Raw genomic sequence first — 19,680 nt, 5'->3', positions numbered from 1 at the left:
GTCGGCGCTCCGGCGAAACCCGGCGGCGGGCCTGCGGGCGCGGGGCCCGCGGGCCGGCTCGCAGGCGCGGGACCCGGGTGCGCGCCCGGGTGCGGTCCCGGGTGTTGCGCGGCCGGCGACCAGCCGGCGGCCGGTCCGTGCCCCGGCTGGTGGGGCGGCGGCAGCGGAGACCCCACTGCGTGCTGCATCCGGTGCCACTCCGTCTCGTGTCTTTTGGCTCACTCGCCTCCGGGACGCCTCAGTCGGTGTCGGGAGGGCGACCGTGCTCAACCCTTCGGGCCTCCGCGCGCTCGCCTCCCGACACCGACGCGCCCCTTCAGCTCACTCGCGGCAGGCAATTGACGCCGGCAGCAGGGCACCTACCCCGCTCCCTACCGAACGGTACCGTCCCCGGCCGCCGTTTGGTGAACGGCCGGGGGCGGTCCGAAGTGCCCATCCGCAGAAGGCAAACCAGCCCAAGCTTCGCCTGCGGGAGCTATTCGCCCACTTCGCCGTAGGCGGCGAGGAGGACCGCCGGATCGGGGCCCTCCAGGACGGTGGGCTTGGCGAGGCCGTCGAGGACGATGAAGCGCAGGAGGTCGCCGCGGGACTTCTTGTCGACCTTCATCGTCTCCAGGAGCTTGGGCCACTGGTCGTAGCGGTAGCTCAGCGGCAGCCCGACGGACTCCAGGATGGTGCGGTGCCGGTCCGCGGTCGCGTCGTCCAACCGCCCTGCCAGACGGCCCAGTTCGGCCGCGAAGTGCATACCCACCGCGACCGCCGCGCCGTGCCGCCACTGGTAGCGCTCGTTCTTCTCGATGGCGTGGGCGAGCGTGTGCCCGTAGTTGAGGATCTCGCGCAGCCCGGACTCCTTGAGGTCGGACGAGACGACCTCGGCCTTGACCCTGATGGAGCGCTCGATGAGCTCGGCGGTGTGCGGCCCGGCGGGCGTACGCGCTCCCTGCGGGTCGGCCTCGATGAGCTCGAGGATCGCCGGGTCGGCGATGAAGCCGGCCTTGATGATCTCGGCGAGCCCGGACACGAAGTCGTTGACCGGCAGCGAGTCGAGCGCGGCGAGGTCGCACAGCACACCGGCGGGCGGGTGGAAGGCGCCGACGAGGTTCTTGCCCTCGGCGGTGTTGATGCCGGTCTTGCCGCCGACCGCCGCGTCCACCATGGCCAGCACGGTCGTCGGGATGGCGATCCAGCGCACCCCGCGCAGCCAGGTCGCCGCGACGAACCCGGCCAGGTCGGTGGTCGCCCCGCCGCCCACGCCGACGATCACGTCGGTGCGGGTGAAGCCGGACTGCCCGAGCGCCTTCCAGCAGTACGCGGCCACCTCGGCGGTCTTGGCCTCCTCCGCGTTGGGCACCTGGATGGCGACGGCCTCGAAGCCCTGTCCGGCCAGGTCGGCCCGCAGCGCCTCCCCGGTCTCGGCGAGCGCCTCGGGGTGGATCACCGCGACCCGCTTGGCCCGCTCCCCGACCAACGCGCCGAGTTCGCCGAGCAGTTGACGGCCGACCAGGACCTCGTACGGCTCGCTGCCCGCGGTGCCGCCGACGTGGATCCTTGTCACCTGGTCTGCCATTCGTCCTCCTGCCTGGGGTCCGGGGGTTGTCCCCCGGGAGATGCAGTCTTCAACTCCAGTGCGTCGAGGACCGCTTGGGCGACCTCTTCGGGGGTGCGGCCGTCGGTGGCCACCACGGCGTGCGCGACGTCGGTGTAGAGATGGCGGCGGGCCTCCATCAGCTCGCGCCACTGCCGACGCGGATTGACCGCGAGCAGCGGCCGGGCGGTGTTCAGACCCGTGCGTTTGACGGCTTCCTCGACGTCCATCGAGAGGTACACGACGGGCTCACCGGCCAGCAGTGCCCGGGTGTCCGCGTCCAGGATCGCGCCGCCGCCGAGCGCCAGTACGCCGTCGTGCTCGGCGAGCGCCTTGCGCACCGCCCGCTTCTCGATGGCGCGGAAGGCCGGCTCGCCCTCGTCCACGAAGATGTCCGCGATGGTGCGGCCCTGCTCGGCCACGATGTCGTCGTCGGTGTCCCGGTAGGAACAGCCCAGCCGCTCGGCGACCATGGCGCCCACCGTGGACTTGCCGACGCCCATCGGACCGACCAGGATCACCCGCGCAGCACTCACCGGACGACCAGGTTCTCGAGGTACGAGCGAACGTTGCGCCGCGTCTCGGGCACCGAGTCGCCGCCGAACTTCTCCGCCACCGCGTCCGCCAGCACCAGCGCCACCATGGCCTCGGCCACGATCCCGGCCGCCGGCACCGCGCACACGTCCGAGCGCTGGTGGTGCGCCTTGGCCGCCTCGCCGGTGGCCACGTCGATGGTGGCGAGCGCGCGCGGCACGGTCGCGATCGGCTTCATCGCCGCGCGGACACGCAGCAACTCCCCGGTGGTCAGGCCCCCTTCGGTGCCGCCGGAACGCCCCGTCGACCGCTTGATGCCCTCATCCGTCCGCACGATCTCGTCGTGCGCCTTCGAGCCCGGCACCCGCGCCAGGTCGAAGCCGTCGCCGACCTCGACGCCCTTGATGGCCTGGATGCCCATGAGCGCGGCCGCCAGCCGGGCGTCCAGCCGCCGGTCCCAGTGCACATGCGAGCCCAGGCCCACCGGCACGTCGTACGCCAGCACCTCGACCACGCCGCCGAGGGTGTCGCCGTCCTTGTGCGCCTGATCGATCTCGGCGACCATCGCCTTCGACGCGTCGGCGTCGAGGCAGCGCACCGGATCGGCGTCGAGCTTCTCCACATCGGCCGGGGTCGGGTAGACGCCGTACGGGGCCTTGGCCGCCGCCAGCTCGACGACGTGCGAGACGACCTCGATCCCGGCGGTCTCCTTCAGGTACGAACGGGCCACCGCGCCCAGCGCCACCCGAGCCGCCGTCTCCCGCGCGGAAGCCCGCTCCAGGATCGGCCGTGCCTCGTCGAAGCCGTACTTCTGCATGCCCGCCAGGTCCGCGTGGCCAGGTCGGGGCCGGGTCAGCGGGGCGTTGCGCGCCAGCTCGGCCAGCACCGCCGGCTCCACCGGGTCGGCCGCCATGACCTGCTCCCACTTGGGCCACTCGGTGTTGCCCACCATGATCGCGACCGGGGAGCCGAGGGTCAGCCCGTGCCGCACGCCGCCCAGGAAGGTGATCTCGTCGCGCTCGAACTTCATCCGCGCGCCGCGCCCATACCCAAGACGCCGCCTGGCCAGGTGGTCCGCCACCATCTCCGTGGTGATCGGCACGCCGGCGGGAAGGCCCTCCAGCGTCGCGACAAGTGCGGGACCGTGGGATTCCCCCGCGGTCAGCCAGCGCAACCTGCTCAACGGTGCTCCTCATGCTCGCGCCCTGGTACTGCGTACTGCCTTTGCGTACGCGCGTCCTCGCGTACGGCGACGGCGCGACCGGGTGCGCGGCCCTGGCCCGCCACTCCCGATCCTCCCACGTCCGGGCCCGTGACCCGGCCGCCGGTCCATCTGGCGGACGCGATGCGGTCAGGTCGTGGCGTCGTCCCGGCGGCTCTGCGGGGCATACGAACCCAGGTAGTCGGCCCCGCGGCCCTGCCCGTGCTGCGCCGCCGCGTGGACGGGCTGCCCCGAGCGCAGCGCTCGCCGGTACGCGAGCTTGCGCTTCAGCTTGACGGCCCAGGCCGCGAGGACGGCGAGCACCACGAGACCGAGCACGGCCATCTGCACCCAGTCCGGCAGGAACCACAGCACGGCCTCGAAGATCTCCGACTTCCACGACGCCAGCGTCACATGCATGGATCAGCCCCCCGGCTCCCCCTGATTCCGCCCCCTGCGGAACCGAAGGCCGAAGCCTATCGATCCGTTCTAGCGGCTCGCGAGCGCCTTCTCGCCCGCGGTCCGCATGGCGTCGAGCGGGGCCGGCACCCGCCCCGTCATCTGCTCGACCTGCAGCACCGCCTGGTGCACAAGCAGGTCGAGGCCGCTGACGACGGCACCGCCGTACGCGGACCAGCGTGCCGCGAGCGTCGTCGGCCACGGGTCGTACAGGACGTCGAAGAGGGTGGCGGGCCGCTCGGGGACGGTCGAGGCGAGAGCGTCGGTGGTGCCCGCGGGGGTGGTCGCGATGACGAGTGGCGCGCGCAGGGCCCGCTCGGCGTCCGACCAGTCCGCCGTACGGAGCTCGACGTCGAGCCGCTCGCCCCACTGCCGCATCTCGGCGGCGCGGGCCTCGCTCCGGACGTACGCGACGACCTCGCCCGTGCAGATGCGCGCCAGCGCGGCCAGCGCGGAGGAGGCTGTGGCGCCCGCGCCGAGGATCGCGGCGGAGTCCACCTGCTCGATCCCCCGCTCGCGCAGGGCGGCGACCATCCCGGGGATGTCGGTGTTGTCGCCGAGACACCGCCCGTCCTCGGTGAACACCACGGTGTTCACGGCCTCGACGGACGCCGCGGTCTCACTGATCCCGTCGAGCAGCGGAATCACGACCCGCTTCAACGGCATCGTCAGCGAGAGCCCTGCCCATTCGGGACCGAGCTTCTCGAAGAACTCGGGCAGCGCCGCCTCGTCGACCTCGAAACGCTCGTACGACCAGTCCGCGAGGCCCAGTTCCTCGTACGCGGCACGATGCAGCACCGGAGAGAGGGAATGGGCGATCGGGGAACCGAGTACGGCGGCTCGGCGCCCCCGGCCGTCGTCAGTCCTTGTTGCGCCGCTCATTGAATTCCTGAACCAACTTGTCGTGCTCGGACAGGGTCTTGGTGAAGTCCGTCTTCTTGCCGTCGATGGAGATGAAGAACATCCAACCACCGCCGTCGGGTTTCACCGCCGCCCGCATCGCGTCCCCGCCCGGATTTCCGATCGGGCCGGGCGGAAGACCCTTGTAGAAGTACGTGTTGTACGGGTCGTCGTAGTTGCGGATCTCACTGGTGGCGATGTCGATCTTGCTCTGACCCTTGAGATAGTTGTACGTCGAGTCGAACTCGAGTTTCTGGTTGGTGACGTCGTTCGTCGACTTCAGGCGGTTGTAGACGACGGCGGCCATCTTCTTGAAGTCGTCGTGCGTGATGCCCTCGGCCTGGACAAGGCTCGCGACCGTGATGACCTGCAACGGGTCATTCAGGTTGAGCTCCTTGGCCTTCGCCTCCAGGTTGTACTTGGCGTACTCCTTCTTGGCCTGCGTCACCATTTCCTTCAGGACCGCCTCGGGCTTCATGCCCTTGGCGGCAGGATAGGTCGCGGGGTAGAGGAATCCTTCCAGCGGGTCCTTGATATCGCTTTCGTTGTTCGCCCAGTCCGGAAGTCCGAGGCTCTCGTATTTCTTCTCGGCGACCTCCTTGGTGGTGCCCTTGGGGAGCTCCAGCTGTTTGTCGATCGCCGCATAGACCACGACATTGCGCTGACCAGGCGCAACGACCAGGTTGTTCTGGCTCTTGGGATCGAGCATCAGCGTGACAGCGCTTTCGGCGGACATCTGCTTGTTGAGCAGATAAACGCCGGCCTGGATCTTCTGCCCGTCGGGATTCTGCTGCTGCGCGGAAACGAAGGCATCGACGCTCTTGACGACTCCGGCGTCCTTCAGCTTCTGGCCGATCGCGTAACCGCCCATACCCTTGCTGATCTCAACAGTCACCTGCGAGCTGGTGCCGTCTCCCGCGTAGTCCGGCGCCGCGCCGAAACGATCCTGGTAGAACTGGTAGCCGAAATAGCCGACTCCGCCGACCACTCCGGCGAAGACGAGTGTCACGACGAGGCAGGCGCAGCCGCTGCGGCGTTTCTTCTCGCCCTTGCCTTTGCTTCCCTTGCCGCCTTTGCCCCGGCGGCCTTTGGTCTCGTCGTCGAAGTCGTCGTCATCGTCGTCGCCACCGCCCGCGAAGAAGGCGTGCTCGCCCTGGTCCGGGCCCGGGTCCCAGTCGGGCCGCGGCTCGGGCTCGGCGCGGCGGCGACCCGGGGGCTCCGGCGGCGGGTACGCGTCGGGAGTCCCGTAGTAGTCGGGCTGCTGACCGCCGTACGCGGGGGACTGATTCCCGTACGGGTCGTTCGGATCGACGCCGTACGGGACTTGCGGCTGCTGCTGCCCCGTGTCCCAGCCGCCGTTGTACTGCTGACCACCGTTGTACTGCGGGCCGCCCTGGTCGTGGTACCCCTGCCCGCCCTGGCCGTTGTTGTACTGCTGCGGCCCCTGACCGCCGTACTGCTGCTGCCCCTGGACGTAATGCTGCTGCTGGCCCTGGTCGTACTGCTGCTGCCCCTGGTCGTAGCCGCCTTGCTGGCCCGTGCCCCAGTCGCCGTACTGCTGCGGCTGCTGCGGCTGTTGCGGATAGTGCTGCGGCTGGCCGCCGTAGGGGGACTGGGCCACGTGGGCCTCCTGTCCTCCCCATCCGCCGTCCCCGTACAACGGGTCCTCCGGATGCCACGGTTCGGAGCCTGGGCCCCGGCCATACTCAGTCATCGATCCCCTAGAGCCGCGAGGCGGCGGCCGCTGGCTCTTGCGGCCCGGCTCCCGTCCGCCTCTCTTCTGTGCGGAGGCTATTCGAACACCTCCGCATCGCGCGGAACGTTACCGTATCGCGATCAGATGACCACTTCGACGCCCTCGCCCGGAGATATACCTGACGCCCGTTCGGACTCCAAGGCCTGTTGGAGAATGATCACGGCCGCTGCCTGGTCAATGACCGATCTGCCCTTCTTGGACTTCACTCCCGAGGCGCGCAGTCCCTGACTGGCCGTCACTGTGGTCATCCTCTCGTCCAAGAGCCGCACCGGAACGGGTGCGATCCCCCGGGCGAGGTCCTGGGCGAAGGCGCGGACCTTGACCGCCGCCGGGCCCTCGCCCCCCTTGAGGGAGCGAGGGAGTCCGACGACGACCTCGATCGGTTCGTACTCCTCGACGAGCTGCTTCAACCGCCGCTGGGCGGCCGGGACATCGCGTCCCGGCACGGTCTCCACCGGAGTGGCGAGGATCCCGTCGGGGTCGCACGAGGCGACCCCGATCCGGGCGTCCCCGACGTCGATGGCGAGACGGCGGCCGCGGCGCATGACCCGCTCGCCCTCGCTCACTTGGCCGTCTCGGCCACGAGGCGCTCGACGGCGTCGGCGGCCTCACCGATGGCGGCCGGGTTCTGGCCGCCGCCCTGGGCGACGTCCGGCTTGCCGCCACCGCCGCCGCCGAGGGTCTTGGCAGCGGCACGGACCAGGTCACCGGCCTTGAGGCCGCGCTCGCGGGCGGCCTCGTTCGTGGCGATGACCGTCAGCGGCTTGCCGCCCACGGTGGTGAACAGGGCGACCACGGCGGCCCGTCCGCCCTGGATGCGGCCGCGCACGTCGAGGACCAGCTTGCGCAGGTCGTCGGCGGTCGTGCCGTCCGGGACCTGACCGGTGACCAGAGCGACACCGCGTACGTCCTTGGCGGACTCGGCGAGACCGCCGGCGGCCTGCAGGACCTTCTCGGCGCGGAACTTCTCGATCTCCTTCTCGGCGTCCTTCAGCTTGCCGAGCATGGCGGAGACCTTCTCCGGGAGCTCCTCCGGGCGGCCCTTGATCAGCTCCTGGAGCTGGGCGACGACCGTGTGCTCGCGGGCGAGGAAGTTGTAGGCGTCGACGCCGACCAGAGCCTCGATACGACGGACACCGGAACCGATCGACGACTCGCCGAGCAGCTTCACCAGGCCGAGCTGGGCGGTGTTGTGCACGTGCGTGCCGCCGCACAGCTCCTTGGAGAAGTCGCCGATGGTGACGACGCGGACGCGCTCGCCGTACTTCTCGCCGAACTCGGCGATGGCGCCCTGCTTCTTGGCCTCGTCGATGGACATGACGTCGGCGCGGACGTCCAGGTCGCGGGCGAGCACCTCGTTGATCTTCTGCTCGACGTCCGTCATCACGGCCGTGGGCACGGCGGCCGGGGAGCCGAAGTCGAAGCGGAAGCGGCCGGGCTGGTTCTCGGAACCGGCCTGGGCGGCCGTCGGGCCGAGGGCGTCGCGCAGGGCCTGGTGCGTGAGGTGCGTGGCCGAGTGGGCGCGGGCGATGGCCGTGCGGCGGCGTACGTCGATGACGGCCTGGGCCTTGGCGCCGACGGTCACCTCGCCGACCTGGACGACGCCCTTGTGGACGTACACGCCCGGGACCGGCTTCTGGCAGTCGCGGACCTCGATGACGGCCCCCGTGTCCACCTTGATGCGGCCCGTGTCGCCGATCTGGCCGCCGCCCTCGGCGTAGAACGGGGTGCGGTCGAGGACGATCTCGACCTCGTCGCCCTCGGTGGCGGCCGGCGAGGAGACACCGTCGACGAGGATGCCCACGACCGTGGACTCGCCCTCGGTGCTCGTGTAGCCGATGAAGTCGGTCTCGCCGGCGGCGTCGGCGATCTCGCGGTAGGCGCCCATGTCGGCGTGACCGGTCTTCTTGGCCTTGGCGTCGGCCTTGGCGCGCTCCCGCTGCTCCTTCATCAGGCGCCGGAAGCCGTCCTCGTCCACGGAGAGGCCCTGTTCGGCGGCCATCTCCAGGGTGAGGTCGATCGGGAAGCCCCAGGTGTCGTGGAGCAGGAAGGCCTTGTCGCCGGGCAGCTGCCTGCCTCCGGCGGCCTTCGTCTCGGACACGGCGGTGTCGAGGATGTTCGTGCCGGCCTTGAGCGTCTTGAGGAAGGCGTTCTCCTCGGCGATGGCCACGGTCTCGATGCGCCTGCGGTCGGTGATGAGCTCCGGGTACTGCTGGCCCATCATCTCGATGACGACGTCGATGAGGTCCTGCACGACGGGGCCGGTGGCGCCCAGCAGGCGCATGTTGCGGATGGCGCGGCGCATGATGCGGCGCAGCACATAGCCACGGCCCTCGTTGCCCGGGGAGACACCGTCGCCGATGAGCATCACCGACGTGCGCATGTGGTCGGTGACCACGCGCAGGGAGACGTCGGAGTCCTTGCCGGCGCCGTACTCGACACCGGTCAGCTCGGTGGCCTTCTTGATGACGGCCATGGAGGTGTCGATCTCGTACATGTTCTGCACGCCCTGCAGAATCATGGCGAGGCGTTCCATGCCGAGGCCGGTGTCGATGTTCTGGCTGGGCAGGTCGCCGAGGATCTCGAAGTCCTCCTTCGAGGTGCCCTCGCCGCGCTCGTACTGCATGAAGACGAGGTTCCAGATCTCCACGTACCGCTCGTCGTTGACGGCGGGGCCGCCCTCGACGCCGAACTCGGGGCCGCGGTCGTAGTTGATCTCGGAACACGGGCCGCAGGGGCCCGGGACGCCCATGGACCAGTAGTTGTCCTTCTTGCCGAGGCGCTGGATGCGCTCCTTGGGCACGCCGACGACCTCGTGCCAGATGCGCTCGGCCTCGTCGTCCTCCAGGTACACGGTGATCCAGAGCTTCTCCGGCTCCAGGCCGTAACCGCCCTTGTCCTGGGGGCTGGTGAGCAGCTCCCAGGCGTACTTGATGGCGCCTTCCTTGAAGTAGTCGCCGAAGGAGAAGTTGCCGCACATCTGGAAGAAGGTGCCGTGCCGGGTGGTCTTGCCGACCTCCTCGATGTCCGGCGTACGGACGCACTTCTGCACGCTGGTGGCGCGGGCGAACGGCGGCTTGACCTCACCGAGGAAGTAGGGCTTGAAGGGCACCATGCCGGCCGGGACCAGGAGCAGAGTCGGGTCGTCCGCGATGAGCGACGCCGAAGGGACGACGGTGTGCCCGCGCTCCTCGAAGAAGCTCAACCAGCGGCGACGAATCTCGGCCGACTCCATCAGTGGTCCTCATTCCGGTTGTACGAGTACGTCGACCTCTCGACGTACGTCGGGTTCTTGCGGTACTTCGTGTTGTCGCTGTTCTCGATGGCGGCGACGCGGCGCGGGGAGGGCAGTTCGGGATCGGCGTTCAGCCCGAGCACCTCGCCGAGTTCGGCCTCTCGCTGTGCCATGCCGTCCCGGACGTCGAGCGCGAAGTCCTTGAGGCGGTGGCCCGCCTCGACCGCCTTGTTGGCTGCCTGGGCCGCGAGGCTCTCGGGCGTCAGCTGCCGGAGCTTGCGGTTGACCTTGGTGGTGGCCCACACACCGGCGGCTGCGCCGGCGGTGAACCAGAACGTACGGCGGAACATCGCTGCGTCAGTCCTTCTTCCGCTTTCCCCGTCGCGCCGACGGGACGCTGCGGCCCACGATCACGGTACGTCGCGCGGGCCTGGCGGGCACGTCCTCACGGCGGCCGCCGATGGCCCGGCGCACGCCGTAGCCGAACGCCGCGACCTTCACCAGCGGGCCGCCGAAGGTGGACGCGACGGTCGTGGAGAGCGCCGACGCGTTCGACGTGACCTCCTGGACGTCCGACGCGATGGCGTCGACCCGGTCGATCTGGGTCTGCGCGGAGCGCACGGCCGCGGAGGCGTCTGCCAGGAGCGGGACGGCCTGGTCGGTCACGTCCGCGACGAGCTTGGTGGTCGCCCTGAGCGTCTGGGCCAGCCTCGCGAGTGCCACCGCGAGGAAGGAGACCAGGATCGCCCAGAAGACGGCCACCAGGATCCCGGCCACCTCTCCACCGGACACTGCGCACCCGCTCCCTGGATTCGTGCCTCAACATCGAAAAGTCGTCCCCCGAGCCTATCGCGCCGGGGCCGCCGCTCCGTACCGGATTACCGCCCGCCGGAAGCGGAGTTGCGCGAAGCGATTGTACGGAGTGCTTACGGATGAGTACGCTCCGTTCCCCATGCGGCGTTCTCAGGGTTCTCAGCGTTCCGGTACGGGGGCGGGCGGTCGGAGGGCCGGCAATCTGCCCCTGGAGCTCAACGCGTTCGTGGGCCGCTCGGCCGAACTCACGCAGCTGGGCGCGGCTCTCGACGAGGCGCGGCTGGTGACGGTGACGGGCCTCGGCGGGGTCGGCAAGTCGCGGCTCGCGGCGCGTGCGGCGGCCCGGACCCGGCCGCGCGACGGGGTCTGGCGTGTGGAGCTGGCCGCGGTACGGGAGACGGAGCTCGTCGAGTACGCGGTCGTCGAGGCCCTCGGCCTGACGGATCACACGTCCCGGCCGCCGCGCCAGGTGCTGCTCGGCCATCTCGCGAAGCGTCAACTCCTGCTCGTACTTGACGGGTTCGAGCATTTGGTGGACACGTGCGCCTCGCTGGTGGGTGAGCTGCTGCGGCGGGCGCCGGGGCTGCGGGTGCTGGCCGTGGGGCGCAGGCCGCTGGCGGTGGAGGGCGAGCGGCTGTTCCCGCTGGCACCGCTGACCGAGCGGGAGGCGGCCGAGCTGTTCGCGGACCGGGCGGCCGGGAGCGCACCGGATTTCGGGCTCCATGACGGCAACCGCGCGGACGTGCACGAACTGTGCCGGCGGCTCGACGGCATCCCGCTCGCCGTCGAGTTGGCGGCGGGGCGGCTGCGCACCCTCTCCCCCGCGCAGCTGCTGGCCCGGCTCGACGACCGTTTCCGGCTGCTCACGGGCGGCGGACGCGACTCGCTCCCCCGCCACCAGACGCTGCGGACGGCGATCGGCTGGAGTCATGAGCTGTGCACGCCGGAGGAGCGGCTGCTATGGGCGCGGCTCTCGGTGTTCGCGGGGCCGTTCGACCTGGAGGCCGTCGAGTACGTGTGCTGCGGCGACGGTCTGCATCCCGACAACATCCTCGACGTGCTCGGCGAGCTGCTCGCGCAGTCGGTGGTCACGCGTGAGGAGACCCGGGCGGGGACGCGCTACCGGATGCTGGACACGGTCCGGGCGTACGGCGCCGACTGGCTGGAGGCCGCGGGCGACGCGGCGCGGCTGCGGCGGCGGCACCGAGACTGGTACATGGGGCTCGCGACCTGGTGCGAGCTGGACTGGTTCTCGCCCCGGCAGCGCGAGGTCGCCGAGCGGGTGGAGACGGAGCTGCCGAATCTGCGCTGTGCCCTGGAGCACTGTCTGACCGAGCCGGACGGCGGGCATCTCGGCCAGTACCTGGCGGGCACGCTGTGGTTCTACTGGGTCGGCTGCGGCCGGCTGTCGGAGGGGCGGCACTGGCTGGAGCGAAGCGTGGACCTCGACACCGAGCACGAGCGGTCGCGGCTGAAGGCGCTGTGGGTGCTCGGCTATGTGGCGATCCTCCAGGGCGACACCGGATCCGCGCTCGCCGCGCTCGACGAGTGCCGGGAGAAGGCGGAGCGCGGCGGCAACGCGACCGCGCTGGCCTACGCCGAGCACCGCACCGGCTGTCTGGCCCTGGTCACCGACGACATGCCCCGTGCGGAGTCACTGCTGCGTTCGGCGCTCGACCGCTATCAGGAGATCGGCGAGCTCAACAGCAACGTCCTGATGGGCCAGGTCGAGCTGGCGATGGCGCTTGCCTTCCAGGGCGATCTGCCGGACGCGGTGCGACTGTGCGAGGACGTGCGCCAGGTCTGCGTGGACCACGGGGAGCGCTGGACCCTCGCGTACGCGCTGTACGTCCTGGCGTACGCGGCCTGGACCGAGGACGATCTGCCCCGGGCCCGGGGGCTGCTGGTCGAGTGCCTGGACATCAACCACGCTTTCCACGATCTGCTCGGCACGGTCCTGGCGGTGGAGCTGCTCGCGCTGGTCACGGTGGCGGAGGGCGACGCCGCCGAGGCCGCGGTGCTCCAGGGGTCCGCGTCCCGGATGTGGCCGTCGGTGGGCCTGCGGCTGTTCGGCTCCGCCTACTACAACGCCCCGCACGAGCAGTGCGAGGCGAAGGCCCGGGAGCACCTGGGCGACGAGCGGTACGAGGAGTGCGTACGGGCGGGTGCGCAGCTCGGCCGTGAGGCGGCGGTGGGCCGGGCGTTGGGGCACACCCGGCCGCAGCTGCTCGGTGCGCTGCCGCCGCCGCGCGGGATGCCCGCGCCCCCGGACATGCGAAAACCCGCCGCCTCGCCCACCCGGAAGGGCGGGGAGACGGCGGGCTGACGCACAGGTGGTGCTACATCCGTCTGAGGGTGATCAGCGGGCGTAGTACTCGACGACGAGCTGCTCGTCGCAGATCACCGGGATCTCCTTGCGGTTCGGCTCGCGGTCCAGGCGGAAGGCCAGGGCGCCGAGGTTCACCTGGAGGTAGCGCGGGGTCTCGCCGTCGGGGGCGAAGCCACCGGCGCGGGCGACCTCGAACAGCGTCTTGCTGCGGCTGCGCTCGCGGACCATCACGACGTCGTCGGGCTTGACGCGGAAGGACGGCTTGTCGACCTTCTGGCCGTTGACCTCGATGTGGCCGTGGACGACCATCTGGCGGGCCTGGTAGATCGTGCGGGCGATGCCCGAACGCAGGACGAGCGCGTCGAGACGGCGCTCGAGCTCGATGACCAGGGCCTCACCGGTCTTGCCCTGCGTCTTGGCGGCACGCTCGTAGGCGCGGACGAGCTGACGCTCGGACACGTCGTACTGCGCGCGCAGACGCTGCTTCTCGAGCAGACGGACCTTGTAGTCCGAGTTCTGCTTGCGGCCGCGGCCGTGCTCGCCGGGCGGGTAGGGGCGGGCCTCGAAGTACTTGACGGCCTTCGGGGTCAGCGCGATACCGAGGGCACGCGACTTCTTGACCTTGGGGCGGGACTGGTTCGGCATGAACCAAACACCTCGTGTTTCTGATGTGAATACGGCTTCACCAGGGTTAGGGGAGGTCGCAATCCGCAGCCGGGGAAACCCTGCGGGCCCTGACGGACCTGCTGGGCAGCCGCTCCCCTGGTCTGGGCACATACGTGCAGCACGCGAGTGGCCCACCGACCGTTTCCCGGAGGTCCGGGAGGGTGGTGGGCTGCCCGCGACACCTTCGACGGTGCGCGACGCTCCTGGAATCCCGTCGCCTTTCGGCGTCGAGGCTCCGGCTGGATGTCCCGTTCTGGTGGTGCCGACGCTCTCGTTGAAGAGGCCGGACACGGGACGCAGCGCTGCAGCGAGTCTACAGGGTGGTCAGGACCGCCCTCGACCGAGGTGCTTCCTGGTCCACTCGACCGCGTCCGCGTAGCGCGCCTCGGCGCCGTGCCGGGTCGGCGTGTAGTACTCCCGGTCCTTGAGCTCCTCCGGGGCGTACTGCTGGGCGGCGATGCCCTCCGGCAGGTCGTGCGGATACACGTACCCCTGCGCGTGGCCGAGCTTGGCCGCGCCCTTGTAGTGGCCGTCGCGCAGATGCATCGGCACGGGACCCGCATGCCCCTTGCGTACGTCCTCCATGGCGGCGCCGATCGCCATCGTCGCGGCGTTCGACTTCGGCGCGAGTGCGAGGGCGATGGTGGCGTGGCTGAGGGTGAGGGCGGCCTCGGGGAAGCCGATCATGGCGACGGCCTGGGCGGCGGCGACGGCTATCGGCAGCGCGTTCGGATCGGCCAGGCCGATGTCCTCGCTGGCGGAGATCATCAGGCGGCGGGCGATGAAGCGGGGATCCTCGCCGGCCTCGATCATCCGGGCCAGGTAGTGCAGCGCGGCGTCCACGTCCGAGCCGCGGATGGACTTGATGAGGGCGCTCGCCACGTCGTAGTGCTGGTCGCCGTCGCGGTCGTACTTCACGGCGGCCCGGTCGACGGTCTCCTCCAGGGTCTGGAGGGTGATCTCCGGCTCGCCCTTGTCGAGCGCGGACCCGGCCGCGGCCTCCAGCGCGGTCAGGGCGCGGCGGGCGTCGCCCCCGGCGATCCGCAGCAGGTGCTCCTCGGTGTCCTCGGGGAGGGTGACGGCGTCCTTGAGGCCGCGCTCGTCGGAGAGGGCGCGCTTGATGAGATCGCGCAGGTCGTCGTCCGTGAGCGGTTCGAGGGTGAGGAGCAGTGAGCGGGAGAGGAGCGGGGAGATCACCGAGAAGTACGGGTTCTCCGTGGTCGCGGCGATCAGCGTCACCCAGCGGTTCTCGACGGCCGGGAGCAGGGAGTCCTGCTGGGCCTTGCTGAAGCGGTGGATCTCGTCGAGGAAGAGGACCGTCTCCTTGCCGAAGCCTCCGGTCGCGCGGCGGGCGCCCTCGATGACCGCGCGGACCTCCTTGACGCCGGCGGTGATGGCGGAGAGCTCCACGAAACGCTTGTTGGTGGCCTTGGAGACCACATACGCCAGGGTGGTCTTGCCGGTTCCCGGCGGCCCCCAGAGGATCACCGAGGCCGGTCCCGCCGGGCCTCCGCCACCTTCGCCGACGAGTCTGCGCAGGGGTGAGCCGGACTTCAGCAGATGCTGCTGGCCGACGACTTCGTCGAGGGTGCGCGGGCGCATCCGTACAGCCAGGGGGCTGCTGGACGGGTCCTTCTCCTGGCGTTCTTCTGCTGCGGCGGTGAACAGGTCGGGCTCCACGTCCAAAACCCTATGTCACGCCACTGACAACGCCGTCGGCCCCGCCGTTTTCAAGGGATCCGCCGGTCTTCAAGGGATCCGCCGGTCTTCAAAGGATCTGCCGGTCCACCTCAAAGGCTCCGCCGGTCCGTCAGCTGGTCCAGAAGTCCCACCAGCGCGTCAGGATCAGCATGCCGATGATCCCGATGTGCATGACCGGCAGCACCCAGGCGAACTCGCCGAGGAAGCCCTTCAGCCAGCCCGGCGCGGGCAGGAAGCCGTTGCGGACGTTGAACGAGGTCACGGCCCAGAACATGACGATGGTGGCGGCCCAGGCGAGGCAGCACCACAGGCACAGCGAGTTGATGTTGTACAGCGACTGGTACTGCAGCCAGGTGCAGAAGCCGACACCGAAGAGCGTGCCCGCGTTGAAGGTCAGCCAGTACCAGCGCGGGAAGGTGGCCCGGCCGAGCAGGCTCATGCCGACGCCGATCACGATGCCGTAGGCGACGAGCCCCATCATCGGGTTGGGGAACCCGAAGGCGGAGGCCTGGTCGCTCTTCATGATGTTGCCGCAGGAGACGACCGGGTTCAGGCTGCAGCCCGGCGTGAAGTTCGGGTCCTCCAGCAGCTTGAACTTGTCGATGGTGATGATCCAGGAGGCGAGCAGTCCGGCCGCGCCCGTGATCACCAGAAGCAGGGCGAAAGCACGGCCGCCGCCCACGGACCGTGGGGCTTCGGCCCGTTCCTGGTCGTTGGATTCGGTGGACACGCCTTCCCTGACTGTCGTCTTGCTCATCACGCCGTTTCCGTAGCTTGAGAGGACCTTCCGGGCACGGTCATTGTGCCGCACACGCGCGCGTGTCCACCGTTCGATGGACATAAGGAAGTACGTGCGGTCGTCCCGGAACGTTCGCCTCGGCGGGACGCTCGTTCCCATGACAGCACACGCGAACGAACTCGCGGTGGACGTACGGGGGCTGCGCAAGCAGTACGGGGACGTGACCGCCGTCGACGGCATCGATCTCGGGATCCGGCAGGGCGAAGTCTTCGGCCTGCTCGGACCCAATGGCGCGGGCAAGAGCACCACGGTGGAGATCCTTCAGGGCAACCGTTCCCGGGACGCGGGCGAGGTCTCGGTGCTCGGTTCGGATCCGGCGACGGGCACGCGCGCGTGGCGCTCGCGTGTCGGCATCGTCTGGCAGGACGAATCGGCGCCCGCCGAGTTGACGGTGCGCGAAACGGTGCGGCATTTCGCGCGCTATTACCCGAGGCCGCGTGATCCGGAAGAGGTCATCGGTCTGGTGGGTCTGGAGGAGAAGGCGGGCAGCCGGATCAAGGCCCTCTCGGGCGGGCAGCGGCGGCGCCTGGACGTGGCGCTCGGTGTGATCGGCGGTCCGGAACTGCTGCTCCTGGACGAGCCGACGACCGGTTTCGACCCGGCGGCCCGCCGCCAGTTCTGGCAACTGATCCGGAAGCTCGCGGACGAGGGCACGACGATCCTGCTGACCACGCACTACCTGGAGGAGGCGGAGGCGCTCGCGCACCGGCTCGCGGTGATCGCGAAGGGGCAGGTCGTGGCCCAGGGAGAACCCGCGGCGCTGCGCGACCGGCACGGCGACGAGGCCACGGTCGAGTGGACGGAGTCGGACGGCACCCCGCGCCGCGAGCGCACCGACACCCCCACACGCACGGTCACCGAGCTGACCCGCCGCTTCGACGGGGAGATCCCGGGACTGCGGGTGAGCCGCCCGACCCTCGAGGACGTCTATCTGCGGCTCACCGGACAGGAGGACCCGCGATGACCATGACGACCACGACCGGCCCCGCGACCGAGGCCCGGGCGGCACAGCGACTCCCCGGGGCCTGGGGACTCGGCCTTCAGCGGGGCGCTCTGGAGATCAAGCAGTTCTTCCGCCAACGCGAACAGGTGGTGTTCACCTTCGCCTTCCCGGTCGTCTTCCTCTTCCTCTTCGCGTCCATCTTCAGCGACGACGTGCAGGACGCCGGCATCACCGCCTCGCAGCTCTACGTCCCCGCGATGATGGCCGCGGGCATCATGTCCACGAGCTTCCAGTCGCTCGGCATCTCGATCGCGATCGAGCGGGACGAGAGGGTGCTGCGCCGGCTGCGCGGCACGCCGATGCCGCCCGCCTCGTACTTCCTCGGCAAGATCTGGCTCGTGCTGGTGACCGGCCTCTTGGAGACGGTGGTCCTGCTCCTCGTCGGTACGACGCTGTACGACGTGGACCTGCCCACGGACGCCGGCACGTGGCTCCGCTTCGCGTGGATCTTCGTCCTCGGTCTGACGGCCTGCGCCCTGCTGGGCATCGCGATCAGCTCGGTCCCGAAGTCCGGCAAGAGCGCCACCTCCGTGGTCGTACTCCCCTTCCTGGTCCTGCAGTTCATCTCCGGGGTCTACATCGCCATCGACACCATCCCGGACTGGATGCTGAACATCGGGGCGCTGTTCCCCCTGAAGTGGATGTGCCAGGGCCTGCGAGGCGTGTTCCTGCCGGAGTCGGCACAGATCCTCGAACAGACGGGCAGTTGGGAGTTCGGGCGGATCGCCCTGGTGCTCGGGGCCTGGTGCGTCGGAGGATTGCTGCTGTGTCTGCTGACCTTCCGCTGGAAGAACCGTCGCGACGGATGAGCGACAAACCCATGGCCGGCGCCTACACCTGGGACCGCTCCTTCCGGCTCTGGGACTCGTACTTCGCGATCGTGTGGGTGGCCACCCTGGTCTTCGTGCTCGGCACGGACTTTCCGGGGTGGCTCACCCGCGTCGTCGCCGCGGCACTGCTCGTACCGCTGATTCCCTGGTACCTGGCGGTGGGGCGCCCCATCCTCAGGGGCGATCCGCCCGACGAACGGCACGCCCTCGGCTATCTGATCGTTTCGATGGCGCTGTTCCTGCCGTCGGCGATCCTCGTCGGCGAGACACGTCTGATGACCTTCGCACTCGTCCCGCAGTGCTTCATCACGCTGCGCCTGCGCTGGGCCCTGATCGCCGTGACCGTCATCAACATCGCGCCGGTGGTGGGCTGGGCCCTGTTGTGGTGGCCCAGCGACCGTGCCGTCTTCTTCAACTCGGTCTTCGCCGTGGTCACCCTCGTCTTCTCGGCGGCCGTCGGCAGCTGGATCATCCGCGTCATCGAGCAGAGCCAGGAACGGGCCGATCTCATCGCCGAGTTGGACGCCAGCCGCCACGAGCTCTCCCGGCTCTCGACCGCGCACGGCGCCCTGGCCGAGCGCGAACGTCTCTCCCGGGAGATCCATGACACGCTCGCACAGGGCTTCACCAGCCTGCTGATGCTCGTGCAGGCGGTCGAGGCCGAGCTGGACCGCTCCGATGTGGCCGAGGCCCGCCGGCATCTGGCCCTGATGGACGAGACCGCACGGCAGAACCTCGCAGAGGCGCGGGCCCTGGTCACCGGCGGCACACCCGCGGACCTCGACGGGGCCTCGCTGCCCGACGCGCTGCGGCGTCTCGCCGCCCGGCACGAGGCGTCGCTGGCCGTGACCGGTGCCGTACGCGCGCTGCCCGCCGGGCCGGAGGTCGTGGTCCTCCGCTCCTGCCAGGAGGCGCTCGCCAACGCCCGCAAGCACGCCGGGAGTTCGGCCGCCGTGAGCATCGCGCTCGCGTACGCCGACGAGGCGCTCACCGTGTCGGTACGCGACGACGGCCACGGCTTCGACCCGGCGGCGCCCGTCGGTGGCTACGGGCTCGCGGGGCTGCGGGCCCGGGCCGCCGAGGTGGGCGGGACCGCTCAGGTGCGCAGCACGCCCGGCGACGGCACGACCGTCACCGTCCGACTTCCCGTACCACCCGAAAGGAGTACCCCGTGATCCGGATCGTCCTCGCCGACGACCATCCCGTCGTACGCGAGGGCCTGCGCGCGATGCTCAGTGCCGAGCCCGACCTCGATGTCGTCGGCGATGCCTCCACCGGGCCTCAGGCGGAGGCCCTCGCCGCCGAGTTGCGGCCCGACATCGTGCTCATGGATCTGCGCATGCCCGGTGGCGGGGGTGTCGACTCGATCGTGCGGATGAGCGAGGCGGGTTGTCGTGCCGGGTCGTCGTGCTCACCACGTACGAGACGGACCGGGACATCCTTCGGGCTGTCGAAGCCGGGGCCGCGGGCTATCTGCTCAAGGATCTGCCACGCGGTGAACTGGCTGACGCCGTACGGGCCGCCGCGCGCGGAGAGACCGTGCTGGCGCCGTCCGTTGCGGCGCGGCTGGTCGACCAGCTCCGTACGAAGCCGGAGCGCCCCCGGCTGTCCGCCCGGGAGACGGCGGTGTTGCGTCTCGTCGCGGAAGGCTGCACGAACGCGGAGATCGGTCGTCGGCTCTTCATCGGCGAGTCCACCGTGAAGACGCATCTGCTGCGGGCGTTCGGCAAGTTGGGGGTGGATGACCGGACTGCGGCGGTGACGAGTGCGATGCGGTTCGGTTTGCTGGACTGAGGGTTTGCCGCCCCCGCCGCCCCTACCCGTCCCATCCCTGGGGGCGCTGCCCCCAGACCCCCGCTATCGGCCTGA

The 19,680-nt window shown here is 70.1% G+C and carries 18 protein-coding genes and 1 pseudogene; 5 read left to right on the top strand and 14 right to left on the bottom strand.

Going from position 1 to position 19,680, the window contains the following annotated elements; all coding sequences use genetic code 11:
- The 11 genes from GAS53_RS57010 to GAS53_RS39590 all read right to left on the bottom strand — a co-directional run.
- Positions 1 to 188 (bottom strand): Pro-rich N-terminal domain-containing protein (locus GAS53_RS57010; RefSeq protein ID WP_225859386.1); only part of this gene is annotated, 188 nt, incomplete at its 3' end.
- Positions 189 to 475: 287 nt separating this feature from the next.
- Positions 476 to 1,567, bottom strand: a complete 1,092-nt coding sequence (gene aroB, locus GAS53_RS39640; RefSeq protein WP_151482613.1) for a 3-dehydroquinate synthase — start codon at positions 1,565 to 1,567, stop codon at positions 476 to 478.
- On the bottom strand, positions 1,552 to 2,088 hold the full coding sequence (locus GAS53_RS39635; protein WP_404829395.1) for a shikimate kinase: 537 nt from the start codon (positions 2,086 to 2,088) through the stop codon (positions 1,552 to 1,554). Before GAS53_RS39635 ends, aroB begins: the two co-directional genes overlap by 16 nt.
- Positions 2,089 to 2,117: 29 nt before the next feature.
- Positions 2,118 to 3,302, bottom strand: a complete 1,185-nt coding sequence (gene aroC / locus GAS53_RS39630; RefSeq protein WP_151482611.1) for a chorismate synthase — start codon at positions 3,300 to 3,302, stop codon at positions 2,118 to 2,120.
- Positions 3,303 to 3,470: 168 nt separating this feature from the next.
- On the bottom strand, positions 3,471 to 3,740 hold the full coding sequence (locus GAS53_RS39625; RefSeq protein ID WP_151482610.1) for a hypothetical protein: 270 nt from the start codon (positions 3,738 to 3,740) through the stop codon (positions 3,471 to 3,473).
- Positions 3,741 to 3,809: 69 nt separating this feature from the next.
- Positions 3,810 to 4,661, bottom strand: coding sequence for a shikimate dehydrogenase (locus GAS53_RS39620; RefSeq protein WP_151482609.1), 852 nt, complete (start codon positions 4,659 to 4,661; stop codon positions 3,810 to 3,812).
- Positions 4,639 to 6,393, bottom strand: a complete 1,755-nt coding sequence (gene mltG / locus GAS53_RS39615; protein WP_151482608.1) for an endolytic transglycosylase MltG — start codon at positions 6,391 to 6,393, stop codon at positions 4,639 to 4,641. Before mltG ends, GAS53_RS39620 begins: the two co-directional genes overlap by 23 nt.
- 122 nt (positions 6,394 to 6,515) lie before the next feature.
- Entirely contained in the window at positions 6,516 to 6,980 is a 465-nt protein-coding gene (ruvX, locus tag GAS53_RS39605) for a Holliday junction resolvase RuvX (protein WP_151482620.1), read from the bottom strand.
- Between the two features lie 17 nt (positions 6,981 to 6,997).
- Entirely contained in the window at positions 6,998 to 9,670 is a 2,673-nt protein-coding gene (gene alaS / locus GAS53_RS39600) for an alanine--tRNA ligase (RefSeq protein ID WP_151482607.1), read from the bottom strand.
- Positions 9,670 to 10,020 (bottom strand): DUF6167 family protein, encoded by a 351-nt coding sequence (locus GAS53_RS39595; protein ID WP_151482606.1) that lies wholly within the window; start codon positions 10,018 to 10,020, stop codon positions 9,670 to 9,672. The genes alaS and GAS53_RS39595 overlap by 1 nt, the downstream gene beginning before the upstream one ends.
- Before the next feature lie 7 nt (positions 10,021 to 10,027).
- The gene (locus GAS53_RS39590; RefSeq protein ID WP_151482605.1) at positions 10,028 to 10,462 is read right to left on the bottom strand and encodes a DUF948 domain-containing protein; all 435 of its coding nucleotides are present in this window, start codon (positions 10,460 to 10,462) and stop codon (positions 10,028 to 10,030) included.
- Positions 10,463 to 10,622: 160 nt separating this feature from the next.
- Here GAS53_RS39590 and GAS53_RS39585 point away from each other — a divergent pair, with 160 nt between their 5' ends.
- Positions 10,623 to 12,809: an ATP-binding protein gene (locus GAS53_RS39585; protein ID WP_192583479.1), complete on the top strand. Its 2,187-nt coding sequence runs from the start codon at positions 10,623 to 10,625 to the stop codon at positions 12,807 to 12,809.
- 33 nt (positions 12,810 to 12,842) lie between these two features.
- Here GAS53_RS39585 and rpsD read toward each other — a convergent pair whose 3' ends face one another.
- The 3 genes from rpsD to GAS53_RS39570 form a co-directional block, all read right to left on the bottom strand.
- Complete coding sequence (gene rpsD / locus GAS53_RS39580; protein WP_151482604.1) at positions 12,843 to 13,457, bottom strand: 30S ribosomal protein S4; 615 nt, start codon at positions 13,455 to 13,457, stop codon at positions 12,843 to 12,845.
- 345 nt (positions 13,458 to 13,802) lie between these two features.
- On the bottom strand, positions 13,803 to 15,158 hold the full coding sequence (locus GAS53_RS39575; protein ID WP_151482603.1) for a replication-associated recombination protein A: 1,356 nt from the start codon (positions 15,156 to 15,158) through the stop codon (positions 13,803 to 13,805).
- 130 nt (positions 15,159 to 15,288) lie between these two features.
- A complete protein-coding gene (locus GAS53_RS39570) occupies positions 15,289 to 15,936 on the bottom strand; it encodes a vitamin K epoxide reductase family protein (protein WP_192583478.1) in 648 nt (215 codons plus the stop codon).
- A gap of 139 nt (positions 15,937 to 16,075) precedes the next feature.
- On the opposite strand from GAS53_RS39570, the gene GAS53_RS39565 reads away from it, so the two are divergent.
- The 4 genes and pseudogenes from GAS53_RS39565 to GAS53_RS39550 all read left to right on the top strand — a co-directional run bounded on the left by GAS53_RS39565 (position 16,076) and on the right by GAS53_RS39550 (position 19,605).
- On the top strand, positions 16,076 to 16,942 hold the full coding sequence (locus GAS53_RS39565) for an ABC transporter ATP-binding protein (RefSeq protein ID WP_151482601.1): 867 nt from the start codon (positions 16,076 to 16,078) through the stop codon (positions 16,940 to 16,942).
- Positions 16,939 to 17,790, top strand: coding sequence for an ABC transporter permease (locus GAS53_RS39560; RefSeq protein ID WP_404829394.1), 852 nt, complete (start codon positions 16,939 to 16,941; stop codon positions 17,788 to 17,790). The genes GAS53_RS39565 and GAS53_RS39560 overlap by 4 nt, the downstream gene beginning before the upstream one ends.
- A complete protein-coding gene (locus GAS53_RS39555) occupies positions 17,787 to 18,986 on the top strand; it encodes a sensor histidine kinase (protein ID WP_151482600.1) in 1,200 nt (399 codons plus the stop codon). The genes GAS53_RS39560 and GAS53_RS39555 overlap by 4 nt, the downstream gene beginning before the upstream one ends.
- Positions 18,983 to 19,605 (top strand): annotated as a pseudogene (locus GAS53_RS39550) (response regulator). Before GAS53_RS39555 ends, GAS53_RS39550 begins: the two are co-directional and overlap by 4 nt.
- The last annotated feature ends 75 nt before the right edge of the window (positions 19,606 to 19,680 follow it).

Source organism: Streptomyces albicerus, assembly GCF_008905045.1.
GTDB classification, from domain to species: Bacteria; Actinomycetota; Actinomycetes; order Streptomycetales; family Streptomycetaceae; genus Streptomyces; species Streptomyces albicerus.
This window is presented reverse-complemented; position numbering and strand designations above follow the sequence as displayed.